Source organism: Caldisphaera sp., assembly GCF_049974385.1.
Lineage (GTDB): Archaea > Thermoproteota > Thermoprotei_A > Sulfolobales > Acidilobaceae > Caldisphaera.
Window position 1 is genome coordinate 1 of sequence record NZ_JBMFIW010000001.1, and the last position, 19547, is coordinate 19547.

Annotated in this window: 19 protein-coding genes; 8 read left to right on the plus strand and 11 right to left on the minus strand. The window is 30.4% G+C overall.

Features of this window, described 5'->3' with window-relative positions; translation table 11 throughout:
* Positions 1 to 261: 261 nt before the first annotated feature.
* Both ACP5GV_RS00005 and ACP5GV_RS00010 read right to left on the minus strand, forming a co-directional pair.
* Positions 262 to 561, minus strand: a complete 300-nt coding sequence (locus ACP5GV_RS00005; protein WP_428101569.1) for a hypothetical protein — start codon at positions 559 to 561, stop codon at positions 262 to 264.
* A gap of 348 nt (positions 562 to 909) precedes the next feature.
* Entirely contained in the window at positions 910 to 1920 is a 1011-nt protein-coding gene (locus ACP5GV_RS00010; RefSeq protein WP_428101571.1) for an alcohol dehydrogenase catalytic domain-containing protein, read from the minus strand.
* A gap of 174 nt (positions 1921 to 2094) precedes the next feature.
* On the opposite strand from ACP5GV_RS00010, the gene ACP5GV_RS00015 reads away from it, so the two are divergent.
* Together ACP5GV_RS00015 and mvk are read left to right on the plus strand one after the other, a co-directional pair.
* Positions 2095 to 3576: a dihydropteroate synthase-like protein gene (locus tag ACP5GV_RS00015; RefSeq protein ID WP_428089407.1), complete on the plus strand. Its 1482-nt coding sequence runs from the start codon at positions 2095 to 2097 to the stop codon at positions 3574 to 3576.
* Positions 3569 to 4540 carry a mevalonate kinase gene (gene mvk, locus ACP5GV_RS00020; protein WP_428101574.1) on the plus strand — a complete coding sequence of 324 codons (972 nt, stop codon included), beginning with the start codon at positions 3569 to 3571 and terminating at the stop codon, positions 4538 to 4540. Before ACP5GV_RS00015 ends, mvk begins: the two co-directional genes overlap by 8 nt.
* A gap of 516 nt (positions 4541 to 5056) precedes the next feature.
* On the opposite strand, the gene ACP5GV_RS00025 is transcribed toward mvk, so the two are convergent.
* The gene (locus ACP5GV_RS00025) at positions 5057 to 5290 is read right to left on the minus strand and encodes a MoaD/ThiS family protein (RefSeq protein ID WP_292320247.1); all 234 of its coding nucleotides are present in this window, start codon (positions 5288 to 5290) and stop codon (positions 5057 to 5059) included.
* 69 nt (positions 5291 to 5359) lie between these two features.
* Positions 5360 to 6079, minus strand: coding sequence for a hypothetical protein (locus tag ACP5GV_RS00030; RefSeq protein WP_428069381.1), 720 nt, complete (start codon positions 6077 to 6079; stop codon positions 5360 to 5362).
* A gap of 74 nt (positions 6080 to 6153) precedes the next feature.
* Between ACP5GV_RS00030 and ACP5GV_RS00035 the strand changes: the two genes are divergently transcribed.
* The 3 genes from ACP5GV_RS00035 (at position 6154) to gcvT (ending at position 9031) form a co-directional block, all read left to right on the plus strand.
* Complete coding sequence (locus ACP5GV_RS00035) at positions 6154 to 7104, plus strand: aldo/keto reductase (RefSeq protein ID WP_428101576.1); 951 nt, start codon at positions 6154 to 6156, stop codon at positions 7102 to 7104.
* 226 nt (positions 7105 to 7330) lie between these two features.
* Positions 7331 to 7900 carry a rubrerythrin family protein gene (locus ACP5GV_RS00040; RefSeq protein ID WP_367117914.1) on the plus strand — a complete coding sequence of 190 codons (570 nt, stop codon included), beginning with the start codon at positions 7331 to 7333 and terminating at the stop codon, positions 7898 to 7900.
* 15 nt (positions 7901 to 7915) lie between these two features.
* The gene (gcvT, locus tag ACP5GV_RS00045) at positions 7916 to 9031 is read left to right on the plus strand and encodes a glycine cleavage system aminomethyltransferase GcvT (RefSeq protein WP_428101580.1); all 1116 of its coding nucleotides are present in this window, start codon (positions 7916 to 7918) and stop codon (positions 9029 to 9031) included.
* Here the strand turns inward: gcvT and gatB are convergent, their stop codons facing one another.
* The 7 genes from gatB to aspS form a co-directional block, all read right to left on the minus strand.
* On the minus strand, positions 9032 to 10456 hold the full coding sequence (gene gatB / locus ACP5GV_RS00050; RefSeq protein WP_428089402.1) for an Asp-tRNA(Asn)/Glu-tRNA(Gln) amidotransferase subunit GatB: 1425 nt from the start codon (positions 10454 to 10456) through the stop codon (positions 9032 to 9034). It abuts the gene before it with no gap.
* 1 nt (position 10457) lies between these two features.
* Positions 10458 to 11876, minus strand: a complete 1419-nt coding sequence (gene gatA, locus ACP5GV_RS00055) for an Asp-tRNA(Asn)/Glu-tRNA(Gln) amidotransferase subunit GatA (protein ID WP_428101582.1) — start codon at positions 11874 to 11876, stop codon at positions 10458 to 10460.
* On the minus strand, positions 11876 to 12166 hold the full coding sequence (locus ACP5GV_RS00060) for an Asp-tRNA(Asn)/Glu-tRNA(Gln) amidotransferase subunit GatC (protein ID WP_428069371.1): 291 nt from the start codon (positions 12164 to 12166) through the stop codon (positions 11876 to 11878). Before ACP5GV_RS00060 ends, gatA begins: the two co-directional genes overlap by 1 nt.
* 20 nt (positions 12167 to 12186) lie before the next feature.
* Positions 12187 to 13248 (minus strand): phosphate signaling complex PhoU family protein, encoded by a 1062-nt coding sequence (locus ACP5GV_RS00065; protein WP_428101584.1) that lies wholly within the window; start codon positions 13246 to 13248, stop codon positions 12187 to 12189.
* Positions 13249 to 13352: 104 nt separating this feature from the next.
* On the minus strand, positions 13353 to 14915 hold the full coding sequence (locus ACP5GV_RS00070) for a radical SAM protein (protein ID WP_428101586.1): 1563 nt from the start codon (positions 14913 to 14915) through the stop codon (positions 13353 to 13355).
* On the minus strand, positions 14890 to 15816 hold the full coding sequence (locus ACP5GV_RS00075) for a TerC family protein (RefSeq protein WP_428101588.1): 927 nt from the start codon (positions 15814 to 15816) through the stop codon (positions 14890 to 14892). The genes ACP5GV_RS00070 and ACP5GV_RS00075 overlap by 26 nt, the downstream gene beginning before the upstream one ends.
* A 9-nt stretch (positions 15817 to 15825) precedes the next feature.
* Positions 15826 to 17154, minus strand: coding sequence for an aspartate--tRNA ligase (gene aspS, locus ACP5GV_RS00080; RefSeq protein WP_428069365.1), 1329 nt, complete (start codon positions 17152 to 17154; stop codon positions 15826 to 15828).
* Between the two features lie 147 nt (positions 17155 to 17301).
* Here aspS and ACP5GV_RS00085 point away from each other — a divergent pair, with 147 nt between their 5' ends.
* The 3 genes from ACP5GV_RS00085 (at position 17302) to ACP5GV_RS00095 (ending at position 19546) form a co-directional block, all read left to right on the plus strand.
* Positions 17302 to 17631, plus strand: coding sequence for a hypothetical protein (locus ACP5GV_RS00085; RefSeq protein ID WP_428069363.1), 330 nt, complete (start codon positions 17302 to 17304; stop codon positions 17629 to 17631).
* A 19-nt stretch (positions 17632 to 17650) separates the two neighbouring features.
* The gene (gene hisS, locus ACP5GV_RS00090) at positions 17651 to 18952 is read left to right on the plus strand and encodes a histidine--tRNA ligase (protein ID WP_428069361.1); all 1302 of its coding nucleotides are present in this window, start codon (positions 17651 to 17653) and stop codon (positions 18950 to 18952) included.
* A 66-nt stretch (positions 18953 to 19018) separates the two neighbouring features.
* On the plus strand, positions 19019 to 19546 hold the full coding sequence (locus tag ACP5GV_RS00095) for a cysteine hydrolase family protein (RefSeq protein WP_428069359.1): 528 nt from the start codon (positions 19019 to 19021) through the stop codon (positions 19544 to 19546).
* Position 19547 lies beyond the last annotated feature (1 nt).

Here is a 19547-nt window from a genome sequence, read left to right on the forward strand (position 1 = left end):
TAGCTCTGTAACGTACGGTATGATATTCCTAAGCGTTGGCATACTTCCTTAGGCCTCAGCATCGTTCAGTACCATAATTAAATGTGTATACAAGTATTATAAACTTCACGGTTTATCGGAAACTGTTGACGACGGCGTAGATACTATAATATCACACATGGTCTCTGTATTCTTATGTTAAAATAAAGCTTATATTTTTATGTTAAAATATTTATATGTAAAATATGATATTTCAAAATATCACAATTACATAAAGAAAAATTATAATCTTTTAACTTTTAACCTTGCATATATAATTAAAAGTAAGATACCTAGAACTATTATAATAGCTACTTCGGGTGGTGTTGTTAATAAAAGTAAGATACCTATTAAGGTAAACATTATGGTAATTATTAAATAAATTATCGATCCCCCTTTTATTCTAAACGAAATATTAGTAGGCTCATGCCTTATATGCCATAAAGCGCTATATCCTATTAATGCATACATGAATGAGTCGAAACCAGCTGCTACATATAAGGGTATAGAAAAGCTCTTAGTTAACGTTATTAAAATAAGCATAAATATTGTTATTTGGTATGAATATGATAAACTCTGTACATGAATAAATATTTTAGCATAGAATATCAGAAGATATTAACGCATAAAAATTTCATAAAAAATCATGAATATAAATAAAACAAATCCACCTCATAATATTTTAATAATCAATACGATGAAATAAATGAACTTATAAATAACATAAATAACAATAACATAGCCTACTCAACAACACACGGACTTTTGATTAATCTCTTTGAAATCATATTTTCCAGCTTCATTTTTAATTCTATAAATAATATTTAAAAAATCTAAGGATCTAAGAAAATTTGCGGATTCGAACTATCTATACAAAAATTAATAAATTAATTATCCTGAAACCTTTACCAAGATCCTACCATTTCTTTCTCTAGAAAACAAAGAACTTATAGCTGCTTTTATATCTAATAAACTAAATACTTTCCATATTATTGGTCTGACTTCATTTCTACTGGCTAAATCTATTAATCTTGAAAGCTCTCTTCTTGTACCTCCAGTTACACCAATTATTTTAATTTCCCTAGAATATATTTCACTTATAATCATACTAGCTGTTTGACCAGTTAATGCACCAAAAGTCACGAATTTACCTCCAGTATCTAAAAGCTTAATGCTTCTACCTACAGTTTTGGATCCAATTGAGTCTATAACAACGTCTGCAAGCCTTCCACCATTTACTCTTTGTAGGGCATTTAAGGCTTGATTCATATTTACTACTTCATCTGCCCCTAACTCCTTAACCCAAGGTTTTGATGAAATTGCTATAACTTTAGCTCCCATCTTTTTGGCTAATTGAACAGCAAATTGACCTGTATTTCCTGATGCGCCTACAACAACAACAGTATCATCCGGTTGAATACCAGACTCTATTAGTGCATGAAAGGCTGTTAATCCAGCTATCGGCAAACTTACTCCTTTCTCCCAACTAACGTTATTTGGTATCTTCATTACATTTTGATATTTAACAACCGCGTATTCTGCAAATCCACCGTTTGTTATTCCTCCAACTATTCCTCCATTTCTGCAAAGATATTCTTTGCCTGATATACATAAATCACACGTACCATCAAAAACCCTAGGATATACTATTACCCTATCTCCTTTATTTAGATTTTTAACCTTTGAACCTATTTCCTCAACATAACCGCCAAATTCAGAACCAGGTATATGAGGAACAGGATTAACATTATTTAATCCGCTTATTATATAATAATCAACAGGATTAATTCCTGCATATGCAACCCTTATTTTAACTTCGTCATCTGATATATGAGCGTCTGGAACATCAATTACAGAGAGATTATCAAGGCCAAAAGGCCTATTAACTACAGCAGCTTTCAATCAAGACACCAAATATTAATTGCATTTATAAGTAAATAAACATTTATTATAAAAATGTAGAAAATTAGTTATTAAAATGTTATATATTTTAGCATTTAATTATATTAATAAGTAATTTTTATTAGACTCTATAATAAACAAAGAACTGGATAGGCTATCCAGAAGGGAAAGAAAATGAAAATTGCAATATTAACAAGCACGACTGCAGAAGAATTGGTTAAGGACGTAATTAAAAATGACAATAAAAATAACTACGATATTGATATAATTGCCTTACCAGTTCCAGTAATATCTATATTGGATACTAATATAATATCAAAAATAATACTTAAGAGAACCTATTTATTAAATAAGCTGAAAGACTATAACTTAATAATAATTCCTGGATTAGTAAGAGGTAATGCAGAAATAATAGAAAAAACGACCAATGTAGAAACTTATAAAGGACCAAAGTCTTTAGGTATATTACCTTATGCTCTTGATTTCATATACAATGGAGGTAAATTAGACAAAATTAAAAGTGCTGATGAAGTTATGGGATCGATTATCCCGAAAATAATTTATAAAACAGCTTTTAAAATAAATAACATAGATATTCCATTAAGAGGACCTCCCACAATAATAATAGCCGAAATACATCCTGATGTGAAGATTGAAGAAGTTGATGAGATGGCAAAAAGATTTGTTAATGATGGTGCTAAACTCCTCATAGTTGGTTCAAAAAACGACCTTAATCCTGAAACTATAATGGAAAAAATCAAGATAGCTAATAAGTATGCTCCAGTTATTGTTGAACTAAACGATATTTCTCTATTAAAGAGCCATCAAGATCTAGGAATTGTAGGCATTAGTGCTTCTACTAATTTTATACAAGAAAATATAGACGATATACCAAAAGATTTAGCAATAATTATAGGAGACAGAAATATAAAAAAACTTAAAAGAATTGGAAACGATTTAATTAATAAAGGTTACAAAGTTATAGTAGATCCAGTATTAGGTATACCTGGTATTGATTTTGTTAATAGCATGAAAAGATATATAAATATTGCTAAAAGTCTAAATGCACCAATATTATTCTCAGCAGCAGATGCAACAGAAGAAATCGAGGCAGATACTATAGGAGTACATGGATTACTAGCTATGATATCAATAGAATTAGGTGCATCTCTTTACTTGGTTGTTGAAGAGACATATAAATCAATAAGAGGGGTATCTGAGGCAAAAGAAGCAATTAGAATTGCAGAAACTGCTTATTCATTAAAATCGAGTCCTAGAGGCTTATTCAGCAAACTATTAGTAATAAAGCAAGGGGATAAGCCAATAAGTATAAGTGATCAGGTGAAATATGATGAAGTAAACTATATACCTCCTAACTATAATTTTAATGATTACATACAAATTACAGTTGATTATAATATGAAAAAAATAAAAGTTTTATATAAGAGAAACAATGAGATATTGGCAGCATTAGAAGGAAAGCATTCTATGAGCATAGCAAGGGAATTAGTTAAAAGAATTAATATAACTCCAGATCATGCTGCATACTTAGGATATGAATTGTCAAAAGCTGAAATAGCTTTAAAATTGGGCAAGACCTACGTTCAAGATGAGCCAATAATAGTTCCACCATGGAAAGGCGATAACGGTGACTAAATCTATATCGATATCACCTGGAAAGGTAATATTGTTTGGAGAACACTTTGTGGTTAGAGGATCTAAGGCCCTTGTTGCTGCAATAGATTTATATGCAAAGGTTGAAATAGAAGAATCAAGCTGGCCTTCAGAAATTATTAGTGAAGGAACCGAAATAAGAGGTAAAATTACTGCAGATCTTAAAGTAATTGGTTCAAAAGAGCTAGAACCGTTTGCTAAAATTTTAAGTATATTAAAATCATGGGGCTTTCAGCTTTCAGGCTTTAAAGCAAGGATATCTAGCGAAATACCTATGTCAGCTGGTTTAGGGTCAAGCGCTGCAAGCGCTGCCGCATTTAGCTTGTCATACGCAAATATGTTAGGATACAAACTTAACGATAAAGAATTATTTACACTTTCTAATGAGGCAGAAAAAGTAACTCATGGAAACCCAAGTGGTGTTGATAGTGCAGCAGTGACTTATGGCGGCATATTAATTTTCAAAAAAGACGTGGGCATAATTTCAAGACTAAACACTCTCTTTTCAGATAAATATTCTTTAATAATAGCTGATTCTGGTATAAAAAGAAGCACTTCAGTTCCTGTTAGAGATGTTTTAATATTATCCGAAAAATTATGGCCTGCATTATCATTAATTTATGATGCAGCGGATAAAATTATTGATTTAGGTAATGAAGCAATAAGTAATGGAGATTATGAAACTTTAGGAACTCTTATGAACATAAACCAAGGCCTTTTAAATTCTATTGGAGTCTCATCAATAGAATTAGAAGAAATTATCTATAGAAGCAGACTTGCGGGAGCTATAGGAGCTAAATTAACGGGAGCAGGTAGAGGAGGATCTGTAATAATACTGGCACCATCGAACAAGATTGAAAATATAATCGATAGAGTAAAATGTTGCGTTAAATGGGCTAGCAGAATAAAGATAAGCCAAACTGGCGCTAGATTAATCTCAAGCTAAAATGTGAACAACTTAATTGAAAGTGTTCTAGAATTTCTAGGAATTTTCACAATATAAATTTCTTATCCTAATTGTATACACCTCTCTTAGGTTAAAACCATAAATCTAATCTAGGAAGTTGTTTTTATTATATAGATACACCAATATTTAAATTATATGCAATATTAAGCTAAAGTATCCAAATTCCGTATAATATGAATATTTTGTTTATCTTTCTTTACTTTGCTTGTAAATAACATTTTTCTTATATTGTCATTTTATTTTCTTCATTTAAAAATCTGAAGTCTTAACATAGGGATTTAGTATATAAATTAGCTCCGCTATTTAATGAATAGGGTCTCCGGTGATTAAAATGAACTATTATTTAATTAGTTTAATTGTTATTATATTGATATTGATAATTAGTTCTTTAATTTTAAGTTTAAAATGGATTTTTAAAAATGTTGATAAGAATAATTTTATCGATTATTGAATTTATTAAAAATCTTTATCAAACATGTTCTTTATTATTTAAAATTACCCTCCCCCAGTTTGAGGCAATAAAACTATGATATCTCCTCCCTTAACTTTACTCTTTAAATCTGCTCCTCTCCCATTAACAACAATTATATAATCATCGCTTCTAAGCTTTTTTAAAAATGGCAATAAGTCTTCAATGGTTTCTTCTCCATTTACTTCTCTCTCTTCATATTGTTTTCCAGATAGATCAGTTAAATACCCTAAATATTTTATTTTAATTTTGTTTTCCATCGCTGTCCCCCAATTACTTTATAGCTTTAATACACAAAAGTTTTAATTTATATTTTCACAATCATAATTTCAAATAAGATGCAAAACAGAGTTAAATTTTCCAGATAATATTTTTCTTGCTTCAGAATCTATTAGCCATGACATCCAAGTTATTTTAATTGGCTCAACACCAATAAGCCTAAAAATATTCTCAGTTTCCTTAATATAATTTATGTAATCTTTATGCGAGCTTTTTAATATTATACCTGATTTACTTGTCAACTCATTAACTAACTTTATGACTATTTTATCAGGCATTAATGTATCAATACCCCCCATGATTCTTAAATATTGATAAGTAATAATACCTATACCCTTTACTTTACTTAAATCTTCACGCTTAAAATTATCTAAACTATTTGAAGAGGCCCAATTTCTAAGTTTTTCTCTGTCTGTGTTTCCATTATAAAAAGATAAAACTCTTGATATTCCTTTTGCTGCCTTCCAAGATCTTTCATTTTTCCAAACACTTCTTAGCTTTTCGATATCATAGTTAATAATATCATTAAATGATCTTATCTCATTTGTATCATAAAATTTCTCTTTGAATTCAATAACTGCAGGTATGACAGAGTTAAAATAATTTAAGCCAACACTAGTAAATGATGCGTCCAAAACCATAAGAATTCCTATGCCTTCCCATCTCATTGATCTTAAACTTCTGTTAACGAACTCATCTAGCATATAAGCTTTTTTTATGTATTCATCTGTGATTGTTTTAAGTCTCTTTAAATTCTCTTCTTTAAACATAAACCTCACTAATAGTTTTGTTTCTATACATATGCTTAAATTTTCTATATTTAACTTATTTATGGTGAAATGAATTGGAGTTTACAACTTTAGGAAAAACTAATGAAAAAATTTCTAAAATTGGTTTAGGTGCATGGCAGTTTAGTGATGCATGGGGGGTTACAGAATATAACATTGCTAAACAAGTAGTATCATCCTCAATAGAGCTTGGCATAAATTTAATTGATACTGCCATGATATACGGCAGAGGTATGAGCGAGTCATTTTTAGGAAAGGCTTTAAAGGAGCTTAATATTGAGAGAAGTAGTGTTTTCATAGTTACGAAAATTCCTGGAGAATTCCTATCGTATGACGATGTATTTAAAGCGGTAGATAGATCTCTTGAAAGATTACAAACTGATTATATAGATGCGTTGTTAGCGCACTGGCCACCAGTTTGGCATAATCATCCAACATGCGAATATATGAAGGCGTTTGAAAGACTTGTTGAATTAGGAAAAATAAGATATCTGGGATTGAGTGATTATCCACCTGAACTTGCTGAATCCGCTAGGTATTGCTTATCTAAAAACGACCTACAAATAATGGAAATAAGATATAATTTGGTTGAAAGACAAGCAGAAAAGGAAATTATACCATACGTTGAGTCTTCTGAAATGACAATGCTTGCATGGAGCCCGTTAGCAAAAGCAGCTATATTAGGAAAATACAGCTTAGATGAGATAAATAATTTCAAGGATGTAAGAAGAAATGATGCAGTATTTTTCCCTGAAAATTATAAACAAATAATAAAACTAGCTGATCTTATTAAGGAAATTGCTAGAAAGTATAATAAAACTCCATCTCAAGTAGCATTAAATTGGCTGTTATCTTATAGCAAAAACATCGTTCCAATACCTGGGGCAAAGAGCAGAGAACAAGCAATTGAAAACGCAGGTAGTGTAGGCTGGAGATTGAGCTATAGCGATTGGAGAAAAATAGATGAAATGAGTAAATCGATTAAATTTACATATGTTAACTTTTAAACTTTTTTAGCTTGTAAAGGTTTAAAGAGAAAAAGTTTTTCTAAAAGGGACTAATAAACATCATATTTATGATTTTTTATAAAAATTTTACATTCACCTAGACCTAGGCTGATGAAATATGAAATTCTTAACTAAGTAAAGATGAATAACAGCTAAACGAATAGCTCAACTAATACTAACCTTAAAACTTATTAATATACTAAAGACAATATAATAAAAGGTGAGAATGTTGTCGCAATCAGATCATCCTGCTATGACAGAAGGAGCATTAGAATCTAGTTATGGAGGAGAATCTATGGCACATATGAGGTACTTGATTTTCGCTGATATTGCTGAAAAAGAAGGATTTAAAAATGTTGCAAGATTATTTAGAGCTATTGCATTTGCCGAACAAGTACACGCTAGAAATCATTTCCAAAGATTAGGCAAATTAAAGGAAGGTAAAAAAGTAGTTGCTGATGCACCGTTTGGACCTGGAAACACATCTAAAAATCTAGAGCTTGCAATAATGGGTGAAGAGTTTGAAGTAAACGAAATGTATCCAACATATATTGAAATGGCTAAATTCCAAAAAGATAAAGAGGCTGAAATTTCATTTAGATATGCATTAGAGGCTGAAAAAATACATGCTAAACTATTTATGGAGGCAAAAAAATATGTTGATGAAGGGAAGGATATGCCTATTGATGGATTTATATGGATTTGTCCTGTTTGTGGGCATACACTAATTGCTAAGGAACCTCCAAATAGATGTCCAATATGCGCAGCTTTTGGCAAAGATTTTATTAAATTTTAAACAAGCGGTGATTTTATGTATAATGTACCTTTACATGATCTTCACCAAAAATTAAATGCTAGCTTTGGTGAATTTGCTGGTTGGAACGTACCTATGATATACAGTTCTACTATGGAAGAACATGTGGCTGTAAGAAAATCTGTTGGTATTTTTGATATAAGCCATATGGGAAGACTTAAAATAACAGGAAAGGATTCTTTAAATTTATTGGAAAAAGCTTTTACAAAGAAAATATCTAAAACAAAAGAGAATTTCATGAGTGGACCAACTCTTGCATTAAACGAGTATGCAAGGGTTATTGATGATGAAATGTGGTATAAAATTAATGATGAAGAATGGTTGGCAGTGCCAAATGCAGCAACAAGAGAAAGAATGATAAGTCATTTTAAGCAAATTTCTGAAAAAAATAAATATAATGTTGAAATAAAGGATTTAACATTTGATTATGTCCTATTAGCATTACAAGGCCCTGAAAGCCAAAATATTATGGATAAACTTGGTGCATCGTGGACATCTACCTTAAAACCATTAGAATTTAGATTAAATGAAAATATAAGAGACTCAAACGTTTTTCTTATAAGTAGGAGCGGATGGACAGGAGAAGACGGTTTTGAAATATGGGCAACTCCTAAGGATGCTGAAAAATTATACAATTACATATTAAAAGAAGGCGTTAAGCCCATAGGAATAGCTGCAAGAGATACATTAAGAATTGAAATGGGATTTGTTTTAGGAGGAAATGAATATGGAGAAGATCCATTAAAATACCCATGTGCATTAAGTTTAAAATATGGCATGGGTGCAATAGATTGGGAAAAAACTGGATATATTGGAGAGGAAAGTCTTAGATCATGCCGTAAAGAAGGTTTAAGATGGATTAGAATAGGAATTGAAATGAAGAAAAGTTTTGCCCGCTTTATACCAAGGCATGGATACAAAATATTAATTGATGATATAGAAGTAGGTTGGGTAACAAGCGGAACATATAGCCCTATTTTAGAAAAAGGAATAGGGATGGGATATATAGATACTAGATATTCAATTGTAGGAGAGCCTATTACAATAAGCGATGGTAAAGGTAGGTCAGGAGAAGCAAAAATTTCAGAATTCCCATTAATTAAGAAAAAGTAGCTAATGTTTAGTTAATGTTATTTCTATCATTTTTCTTATTGTTTTCGGATCTATTGCTTTCCCTTTAGCCTTCTTTAAAACTTTTCCTACTAAATAATCCAATGCCTCCCTCTTACCTGAAATGAAGTCTTCTACTGCTTTTTTCTCTTCATTTATTACTGAAATTATTAAATTCGTAGGTTCTACTTTTTCTGGTAAAACTAAGTTCATATCATTACCATTTTCAAGCAATTTTGGTAATATATTATATTTTAATTCGTCGTATGTGTATAATTTATTGGAAACCAGAGTGCTCAAAAGTTTCAATATCTGCGTGTTTGGCCAATTACTTTTTTCATAAATATTTTTGCCAGATTTTTTCAATAAACCTTTATAATCTATAGCCAAGATTCTTGCCGTTATCTTTGGATCTGAACCAATCCTAACTGATTCTAAAAATAGCTCTGCCGCAGGTTTAACGGTTATTAAACTCCAAGCTATTCTTTGGGATACACCATACATAGTTATTCTATTCATAAAGTTCTCTGGAGTCATAAAATTACCAGATAATGCTTCTTTTAATAATGGCTCGGTCTTTATTGAGGGTATATCTGGGTCTGGAAAATACAAGTACTCTTCTTCTGTTTCCTTACTCCTCAAAGGCTTTGTTACTCCTCTTATTGAATCCCAATGTCTTGTCTCTCTTTTTATTTTACCTCCTTCTTCAACTATTTTACTTTGTCTGAAAATTTCATATTTTAATGCCTTTTCTAAATCTAATGTACTACCTATGTTCTTAACTTCTACCCTTTCCCCTCCTTCAACACTTACATTTGCATCCACTCTAAAAGATCCTTCTAACCTTGGATTAATTGCACCAATATATTCCATAGTTAATAAAAGGTATTCAACAGCTTTTCTTGCATCTCTTGGCGTAGGTATTTCAGGTTCTGTTACAACCTCCAATAGCGGAACCCCGCTTCTATTATAATCTAAATAAGCATATTCACTTAACAAAATATTGCCTCCACTATATTCAGTTTTTCCTGGATCCTCCTCTATGTTCATCCTTCTTAACGTAACGCTTTTCCATGTCAGGTGATCTGAATCAAAATACTTCAAAATACCTTTTAAACAAACTGGTATACCTCCTGCCTTTTCATATTGAGTTATTTGGTAATTTTTAGGCAAATCTGGATAAAAATAGTGTTTTCTAGTAAACACCATAAATTCAGGTATTTCGCAGTTAAATGATTTTGAAACTAATAGAGCTAACTTTAATGGATTTCTTCTTGGAACTGGAAGTGCTCCAGGTAATCCTAAACAAACCGGGCAAACATTTGTGTTTGGCTCATATTTTCTGTAATTTGAATCACAATCACAAAATAGCTTTGTTCCTGCTTCACTTAATTGAGTATGTATTTCAAGTCCTATTTTATATTTCATTTTAATCGCCTGCTATCAAATTGTATAAACCCGTTATTTCTTCAACCAAAGATCCTAGAGATATCAATTTTTCCTCTTCAAATGGACCAGCCATAAATTGAATCCCTATAGGTAAATTATTGTAAAAACCTGCAGGCATAGCTAATGCTGGAACACCTGCTAAGTTTGCAACAACTGTGTAGATATCCATTGCATATAATTTTAATGGATCTTTAATTCTTTCGCCTATTTTAGGAGGTAATATGGGTGAAACAGAACTAGCAACAATACAATTTTTTGTCATATTTAAAATCTCGTCTCTTATAATTCTTCTTCCCTTTGTAGCAGCAATATAATAATCATTTATGAAACCTTCACTTAATGCCAATACCCCCATTAAGATTCTTTTCTTAACTTCAAATCCGAAATAATATCTTCTTGTATTCTCACTCATTTCTTTATAGCTCAAACCTTCAGAAGAAATTGGATATAGTTTTCCATCATATCTAGCTAAATTGCTTGCAGCTTCTGCAAAAGCTATAGTATAATAAGCGGGTAGAGCGTATTTTAAATTTTCAAATTTATTTTCGTATTCAATAGCTACTCCCTCATTTTCTATTTTTTCCAGTAACTTATAAATAGTTGATCTTATAGGAGGTTCCGAATCTTCTATAAATTCTTTGGGGATGCAAATTTTAAATTTACTATTACTTTTGTAATTATTATTAACACTAGTTGCATCTTTTTCATCATAACCTTTTATCACATCCCAAATTAAAGCTAAATCTTTTACGCTTCTTGCCATAGGGCTTATTTGCTCCAAACTATTAGCATATGGAATTAACCCATATCTACTCACAGTTCCATAAGTAGGTTTTAATCCAACGGTAGCAGTATATGATGCAGGTAATCTTACGGACCCCCCAGTATCGCTCCCTAATGAAAGGTCACAACTCCCATAAGCTAGGCTAGCAGCGCTTCCACCACTACTACCCCCAGGAACCCTTGTTATATCCCATGGATTTCTTGTTAAACCATACGCGCTGAACTCTGTTGTAGAACCCATTGCGAATTCATCTAAGTTAGTTTTTCCTATTATAATCCCCCCTTCTTCTAATATTTTTTCAACAACTGTTGCATTATATGGAGGAATGTAGTTTTCCAATATCTTAGAGCCAGCAGTTGTTGGTAAAAAATTAGTTGAAATGTTATCCTTAATGCTAACAACTAAACCTGGTATCTTCATTTTCTTGTCAGATGCAATATTTCTCTTTATTTCACTTATCCTATCTAAAATAAAATCTTCAGAATCAATTGATATATATGCATTTATAATATTATCTTTTTTCCTAATCAATTCCAATTTTTTAAAAACATAATCTTCCATTTCTAAGCTTCCTTTTCTTATGTTTTCTAATATAGAAACAGCAGTTTCTTTCATTATTCTCCTCTCCATGGTATTTTAATTTTATTTTGGGCAACCCTTTCATTTGGTATTAAATCGTATATGTTTACTTTTTCTATATTCACACTATATGGTGGATTCAATTCGCTATCCCAAACGTTATAAAGAGGCTTAACATTAAGTGAGCCCAATGATGAGACTTGATTTAATAAGCTTCTAATTTCATCAATATCCTTACAAAGCTTTTCAAGCTCTTCTTCAGTAAAATTAATTCTCGATAGATCCAATAATTCATTTATTATATCTTTATCACATTTTTTACTCAAGTCTGCCCACTTTTTGTGTCTTAATAATGCATCTTATTATATTTTTTGTTCCCATTGATCTCTCTTTCCATATTTAGTCCGACTTGAGCCTCAATTACATCTATTGAATATGCCATAGCCCTTCTTAATCCATCGAGTATTGGATAGATTTCATAAAATTGCTTAGACCCCTTTAATGATTTGATTAATTCAAGTTCCTTATCAATTAATTCATGAATTCTAGAATATACATTTAGCAATTCATTAGCATTTTGGCTTGTTCCTATATTATCAACTATAGATATAACTTCTTTTGATACATCATTTATAAGATTATCAAGCATATCTGGTATTTGGATATCATTTATATTTTCTATCATCCATGTAGACATAAAAACTATGTGATCTGCAATCCTTTCAATGCTTTTTATAGTTGTATAAAGATTAATCGCTTCAGTCGAGTTATAAATGCCTAGATCCTCAAGCTTAACAGTTTCCTGAAGTGCAAGATTGATTTGCTTATAGATATATAAATAAAGTTTATCCATTACATCATCTCTTTTTATTATGCTATTAAAGATCTCTATATCCCTATTTTTTATTGCATTTCCAAAATCCTCTAGCATAGACTTAAATGTCTTCCTCATATTTTCTATTGCAAGAGTTGTAGGTATTGAACTCAAATCTACAACAACACGCAGCGTTACGCTGTTCTCGCTTTCTTCTAAAACTTCAAGCCCAACTACTTTATTTCTCACATTATTCATTATTTGATATACTCTGTTTAACATTAAAGGTGAAAATACTAGTTTTATCGAAGTATATCCTGCTAAATAAGCCGAGATTACCTCCATAATAATAGCAGAATCTAATAAATTTTCATTTATATAAATCTCCTTCTGAATCTCCATAGGTTTTTCTTTATGTTTGGATGAATAAATTTTTAATGCATTATCTCTTGTTAATTCCATAACAACTTCTAACCCTTTATCTATACCTAATTCATCAGCCCATTCTTTTGGTATAGAAATTATATATGTTGATCCTCCCGTTACCTGGACTCTTCTTACCATTTTTGTTTCTTTTTGATTTTTCTTAGACATTTTCACACCAATATATAAATCTATAAATAATATTTAAATATATATATTATATAATGATCTTTAGATAATATATAAAAATTTTTATAAAATAAATTAATTTATATTTATAAAAATTCAAAGTTTTTAGATATAACTTCTCCTCTTATTGCCCTAGATGAATGGACTCCTAGTACTTTTACTTCATTTATATAGCTTAATCTTGAATAATCTCCTTTTATAACGACCATTAAAGGATAGCTTCCTACTTGCCTTGCATAGCAAAAACCTTTATCACATTCTTCTACCCATAAATCCTTTAATATTGTTCCTTGAGGGGCAACTAAAGATAGCATATAAGGATCAAATTGATCTCTAATATAGTGAATAAAAGACTTAGATATGCCTTCGTTCTTTTTTCTTATTCCATGATCAATTCTATATGCCTTTGTGTTTTCTAATGCAAGCAATTTTCTTACATTTACCCTTCTAACCATTAATTTCCTTTTAATTATTTCTTCTAAAAACTCTTTATTATATCTATAGGTCTCTTTTGTTTCTCCAGGTAAACCTAATATGAAATTAATACCTGGAAGCAATTCTGGCAAACCATTATAGCCTCTAGATGAACCAACAGAATTAACAATTTCTATGGACTTAATAGCTTCATCGAATGTTACCTTTAAGTTGTTTATCTTTATTACCTTTGGATCTAAAGATTCGATACCAAACGCAGCCACATCCCCCGGGGTGTGATATTTTATTATTATATTTAACGCATCCATAGATTCTTTTGGGTACCTAGATATAGTACCAGGATTTACATTATCTATATGCAATACGTATAAATTAGGAGCGTTAGACCTAATTCCATAAAACAACCTTCCTAATTCATTTGAGTTAGGAATAGGCCATTCATCTTCTCCTATCCTTTCTGATCCATAGACAAGGATATCGGCTTGCCTCCCTAATCTAAAAGATCTTGCCCCATTATCATATAATGCCTTTACTTCTTTAACTATACCTTCTACTTTTCTTTGTATAGGTTTTCCTCTTAATGGCTCTACACAGAAGCTACAACCGCCAGATATCCACCTAGAGCATCCTCTATATGTTTCCAATTCAACAATAAGGTTTTTACCGTAATTGGGGTGTTGCTTTATTATTCTTGCTCCTAAAGCAGCAAACTTATCAACATCATCATAATTCTCCCTTATTTTATAGGGAGATGCGTTGCTTTCCCCATCTTTAAAAAATTCATAAAAATAAATTTCAGGATCACCAATTACTAGTACATCAAAACCCGCTTTTTTAAATACTGATGGACTTATTGCATCTTTACCTCCTATTTGACCTATTCCCCACTTTGCCGCTGGACCAACAAGTACCTTAAAGGGTTTATTTAAAATTTTAGCATATAATAAAAGTTCTTCACCGGTTATAGGTTTTCCTCCGATGTATTTGCCTGGGACTACTACACCCGCGGAAAATATAGCTAAATCATAATCATTATAATTAGTTAACTGGGTATTTCTTAGCTGATCTATTGTTACATATTTTATTTTAATATCATTATCAACACTCCATATAGCACCTGATATATATCTGGGATAAACATCTATATATGGAGGTACTCCTAGGCCTCCAGGCTCATCATTATACCCATCAACTATTAAAACTTTTCTCATCATTTTTATCTTCCTTTTTATTTAACAAAAATGAGTATAATAAAGCTAAAACTATAATAAATATTATAACAATGATTGAAATATATTCTGGAATAAAAATATTGATATCCAGAAATTTGCTTATGCTATTTATCAAAGAACTGATACCAATATAGCTCAAACCAATGGCAAGAAAACCATCTATATGCTTTAAATTTATCAGAGATTTGTTTACATTAAAATATATAGACCTAATAATCATTGTTCCAAATATAGTTGAGGAATAAGCTATTATTTCATTTCTTGTTAACAGGACTATCGCTGGAATTGAATCAAAGGCAAATATTAAATCAGTAACCTCAATTGCCAAAATAACCAAAAAATATTTAGTAGGATAAATTTTACCATTCTTTCTAATAAAGAAGGAAAATTTTTCATTTAATAATTCATCTTTAAATCTTTTCTTTAAAAATAATACAAACCTAGATTCTTCATTTTCATTTCTTATTTCATTTTTGCCTAATTCATAAGCGCTAAATAAAACAATTAATGATAATAAAATAGAACCAAAGCTAAATATATCAATTAATTTTATACCTGCAAAAACGAAAAAGAACCTAAATATTAAAGCAGAATAACTTCCTATAGCTATAGCTCTCTCTTGAAATTCAAAAGATATGGAAAATTGTTTAAATATAAGTAAGAAAACAAGGATATTGTCTAAACTAAGCGAAACCTCTAACAAATAAGATACTAAATATAGATAAGAACTGTGAAAACCATAATTTAAATAGAGCAATAGAAGGAAAAATATTGATAATGAAACCCAAATTAAAATTAAATACTTGAAATCTTTTTTAAATAGGAATTCAATACTAATACCAAATAAAAGTATTGCTAACAAAGAAAACCATATTAAATACATTTATACCACTTATGGTGTGATTCTTTCAGTATCCCTCGGTAAAAGCCTCGCTTCTCTTACATTATCAAGGTTTAAAAATTGCTTTACTATTCTTTCAAGCCCAAGTCCTACTCCTCCATGAGGCGGAGTTCCATCTTTGAAGAAGTCCAAATAGAACTTAAATCTCTTTTCATCTAATCCTTTGTCTTTCAAGTTTTTAACTAGCACATCATATCTATGTTCTCTCTGACTTCCAGTTGCTACTTCTAGCCCCTTGAATAATAGATCAAATCCATAAGTCCATTGATTGTCCTCTTGCTTTCTCATAGTATAAAATGGCCTTACTTTCCATGGATATTCAGTTACAAAAACAAAATCACTATTAAATTCCTTTTTAACATACTCTCCTAAAAGCTTTTCTGATTCGGTATCTAGATCATCACCTATTTCTAGGTGTTTTCCATAATAATTTTCTAGTATTTTATAAGCTTCCCTTATAGGTATTCTAGGTATCCTTTCTGGTATCAACACTTCTAAGTTGAAGAATTCTCTAACAGGTTTAAGGTATTTATCGCTTAAAGCTTTTTCTGACATCCTCTTAAAGAATCCTTCAACAGTATTTATAACATCTTCAACGCTACTTATATAACCCATCTCCATATCAAGCCCATGGAATTCTGATAAGTGCCTCACAGTATGATGTGCTTCAGCTCTAAATACTGGACCGATTTCAAAAACCCTTTCTAATCCAGATATAACAGCTAATTGCTTATAAAATTGAGGGCTTTGAGCTAAATAAGCTTCTTTACCAAAATAGATAACTGGGAAAACTTCAGCTCCTCCTTCTGTACCTGTTGCAACAATTTTTGGAGTAAATATCTCAACAAAACCGTTATCTGTTAGATATTCCCTAAAAGTCTTTGCTACCCAGGATTCAAAGATAAATATTGCAGACACCTTTCTGTTCCTAACATCAAGCCATCTATAATCAAGCCTAACATTAAATTGTGCATCAGTACTGCTATCAGGATCTAATGGTATTGGTTCAAACGGCTTGTTTAAAATATTTAATTTTTTAACTTGCACCTCATATTTTAATGATGACTTACCCTCAGTCAAAATCCCTTCAATGCATATAATTGATTCCTTAATTAATTCCTTTGATTTCTCAATTTCTTCTTCAGGCGTTATGCCTTTTTTAAAAACAAGCTGTAAAACACCTGTTCTATCTCTTAATAGTACAAATTTAACACCACCAAGGTCTCTAATATTGCTTACCCATCCGCATATCTTAATATCTTTATTTAAATAGTTTTGATGATTTTCATAAATTTCTTGGATAAAGTTATTTTTAAGCATTTTATATCTCCCTACGAATTTATCATTTATCTCAATTTTTAACTCTTTATGTTAAATTAACACTTTATAATTATTAATAATAAATTTAATTTTATTGTTAATAAAAAGATTAAATATTATACAGCTGCATTAAAAATAGGATTTGACTTGAGATGGAAACTATGCGTATCTGATAATATAAGTGTAGCTATGAAAATCAGTAGTATGGGTTATGATGTTCATGGTCATGATATAAAATTAACCCTATGTGTTTGCGATAAAGTTTTAGATAACAATCCAATTATTGACATAGAAAATTTACAAAATTTACTATCAACATTTCTAAAAAGATTAGACAGAAAAAAATTATGGGAAATAGTTGGGAATGAGGGTACTTTTGAGGATTTATTAATCTATATAAAAAATAATATAAAAATAAATAATGTTTGTGAAATTAGAGCTGAAATACCTAATAAAGAAATTTATTTAGAAATTTAACAAGATAAAGGGGATAAAAATGTCAAAAGAGTTTAAACCGCCAAGAGGCTTTAGGGACTTTCCTCCAGAAATAATGATACTAAGGAAAAATTTAATATCGAGGTTAGAAAATGTCTTTAAAAGATACGGATTCGACCCATTAGATACTCCAGCTGTTGAATATTGGGAGACTTTATCTGGAAAATATGGAGAAGAGGCAGAAAACAGATTAATATGGCGTTTTAAAGATCCGTGGAGTGATAAGGATTATGCTTTAAGATATGATTTAACGGTACCATTAGCTAGATTTATATCATCTCATCTTGATATTCAAATGCCATTTAAAAGATATCAAATAGGCCCTGTCTGGAGACATGAAGAGCCTCAAAAAGGAAGGTATAGAGAGTTTTATCAATGTGATGCAGATATTGTCGGATCTCCTTATCCTGAGGCAGATGCAGAAATGATTAATTTAATTATTGACGCTGTAAAATCTCTTGGCTTCGAGTCAGGATTTGAAGTAAAAATAAACGACAGAAGACTTCTATCAGGAATATTTGAGCAAGAACTCAATATAAAATCTCCATTAACTATTTATAGAATTATTGATAAGCTAGACAAGATAGGCATAGATAACGTTAGAAAAGAGTTAAGCGAAAAACTTAATAAAGATGTTGTAGAAAAAATTGTTAGTCTAATTAACATGAAAGGTAAACCGGATGAAATACTAGAAAATATAGATAAAAGTTTTGGTAAAAATGTTTTGGTAAAAAATGCGTATAATCATTTAAACGAAATGCTGGAATTGGTTAATAATAAAGATAAAGTTGTTGTTGATCTAAGTTTAGTTAGAGGTTTGGATTATTATACTGGTCCAATTTATGAGGTCGTATTAAAAGAACCTAAAATTGGTAGCATTTCTGGAGGAGGTAGATATGATAATTTAGCAGGCATTTTTTCAGGAAAACAATTACCAGCAACTGGAGGAAGTATTGGAATAGAAAGAATAATTGATGCTGGTTTGGAATTAGGAATTTATAACCTTGATAAGAAAACTTATACTGATATACAATTAATATTTATCGGACAAGATGCGTTTAGGTATGCATGGAATGTTGCAAATCTTTTAAGATCTAATGGATATAACGTTAAAATAGATTTGAATAGAAGTAAAGAAGATCAGCAAAGAAAAAAAGCAAATAAATTAAACATACCTTTATTTATTTTCATTGGTAAAAAAGAAGAAGAAACAAAAAGTGTAACAATATACAATACCAAAACTAATGAAAGAATTAATGTTAATTTAAGCGATATTATAGATAAAATAAGGAATCTTATATAATGAATTCTTAATTGTATTTATAAAAATATATTAACTTAGAGAACAACTGTTTTTATTGGTGATTATATGAAACCGGCTCTTGTAATAATTGATATGTTGAACGATTTCATTTCAGGTATTTTGAAAACAGATGAAGCAATATTAACAGTTAAACCAACAAAAAAAGCTATTGATGTTTTTAGGAAAAAGAATTATCCAATATTTTATGTTAATGATTCACATTATTATAATGATTTCGAAATCTCCTTATGGGGACCACACGCTATGAAAGGAACTGATGGCGCAAAAGTATATAAAGAAATAGAGCCAGAAAAAAATGATTATGTATTAGAGAAGCATGTATATAGCGCTTTTTATAACACACCTTTAGATTACCTATTAAGGACAAACAATATTGACACAGTTTTTCTAGCAGGCTTAGATGCTGATATTTGTGTTAGGCACACTGCCGCCGATGCTTTCTTTAGAGGATATAAAATATATGTAATTAGAGATGCTGTAGCAGCAAGAATAGATAAAAACTGGGAAGTATATTATAAAAAGGTTTATAATGCTAATATAATAAATTCTGATGATCTTGATAAAATTATCTAAA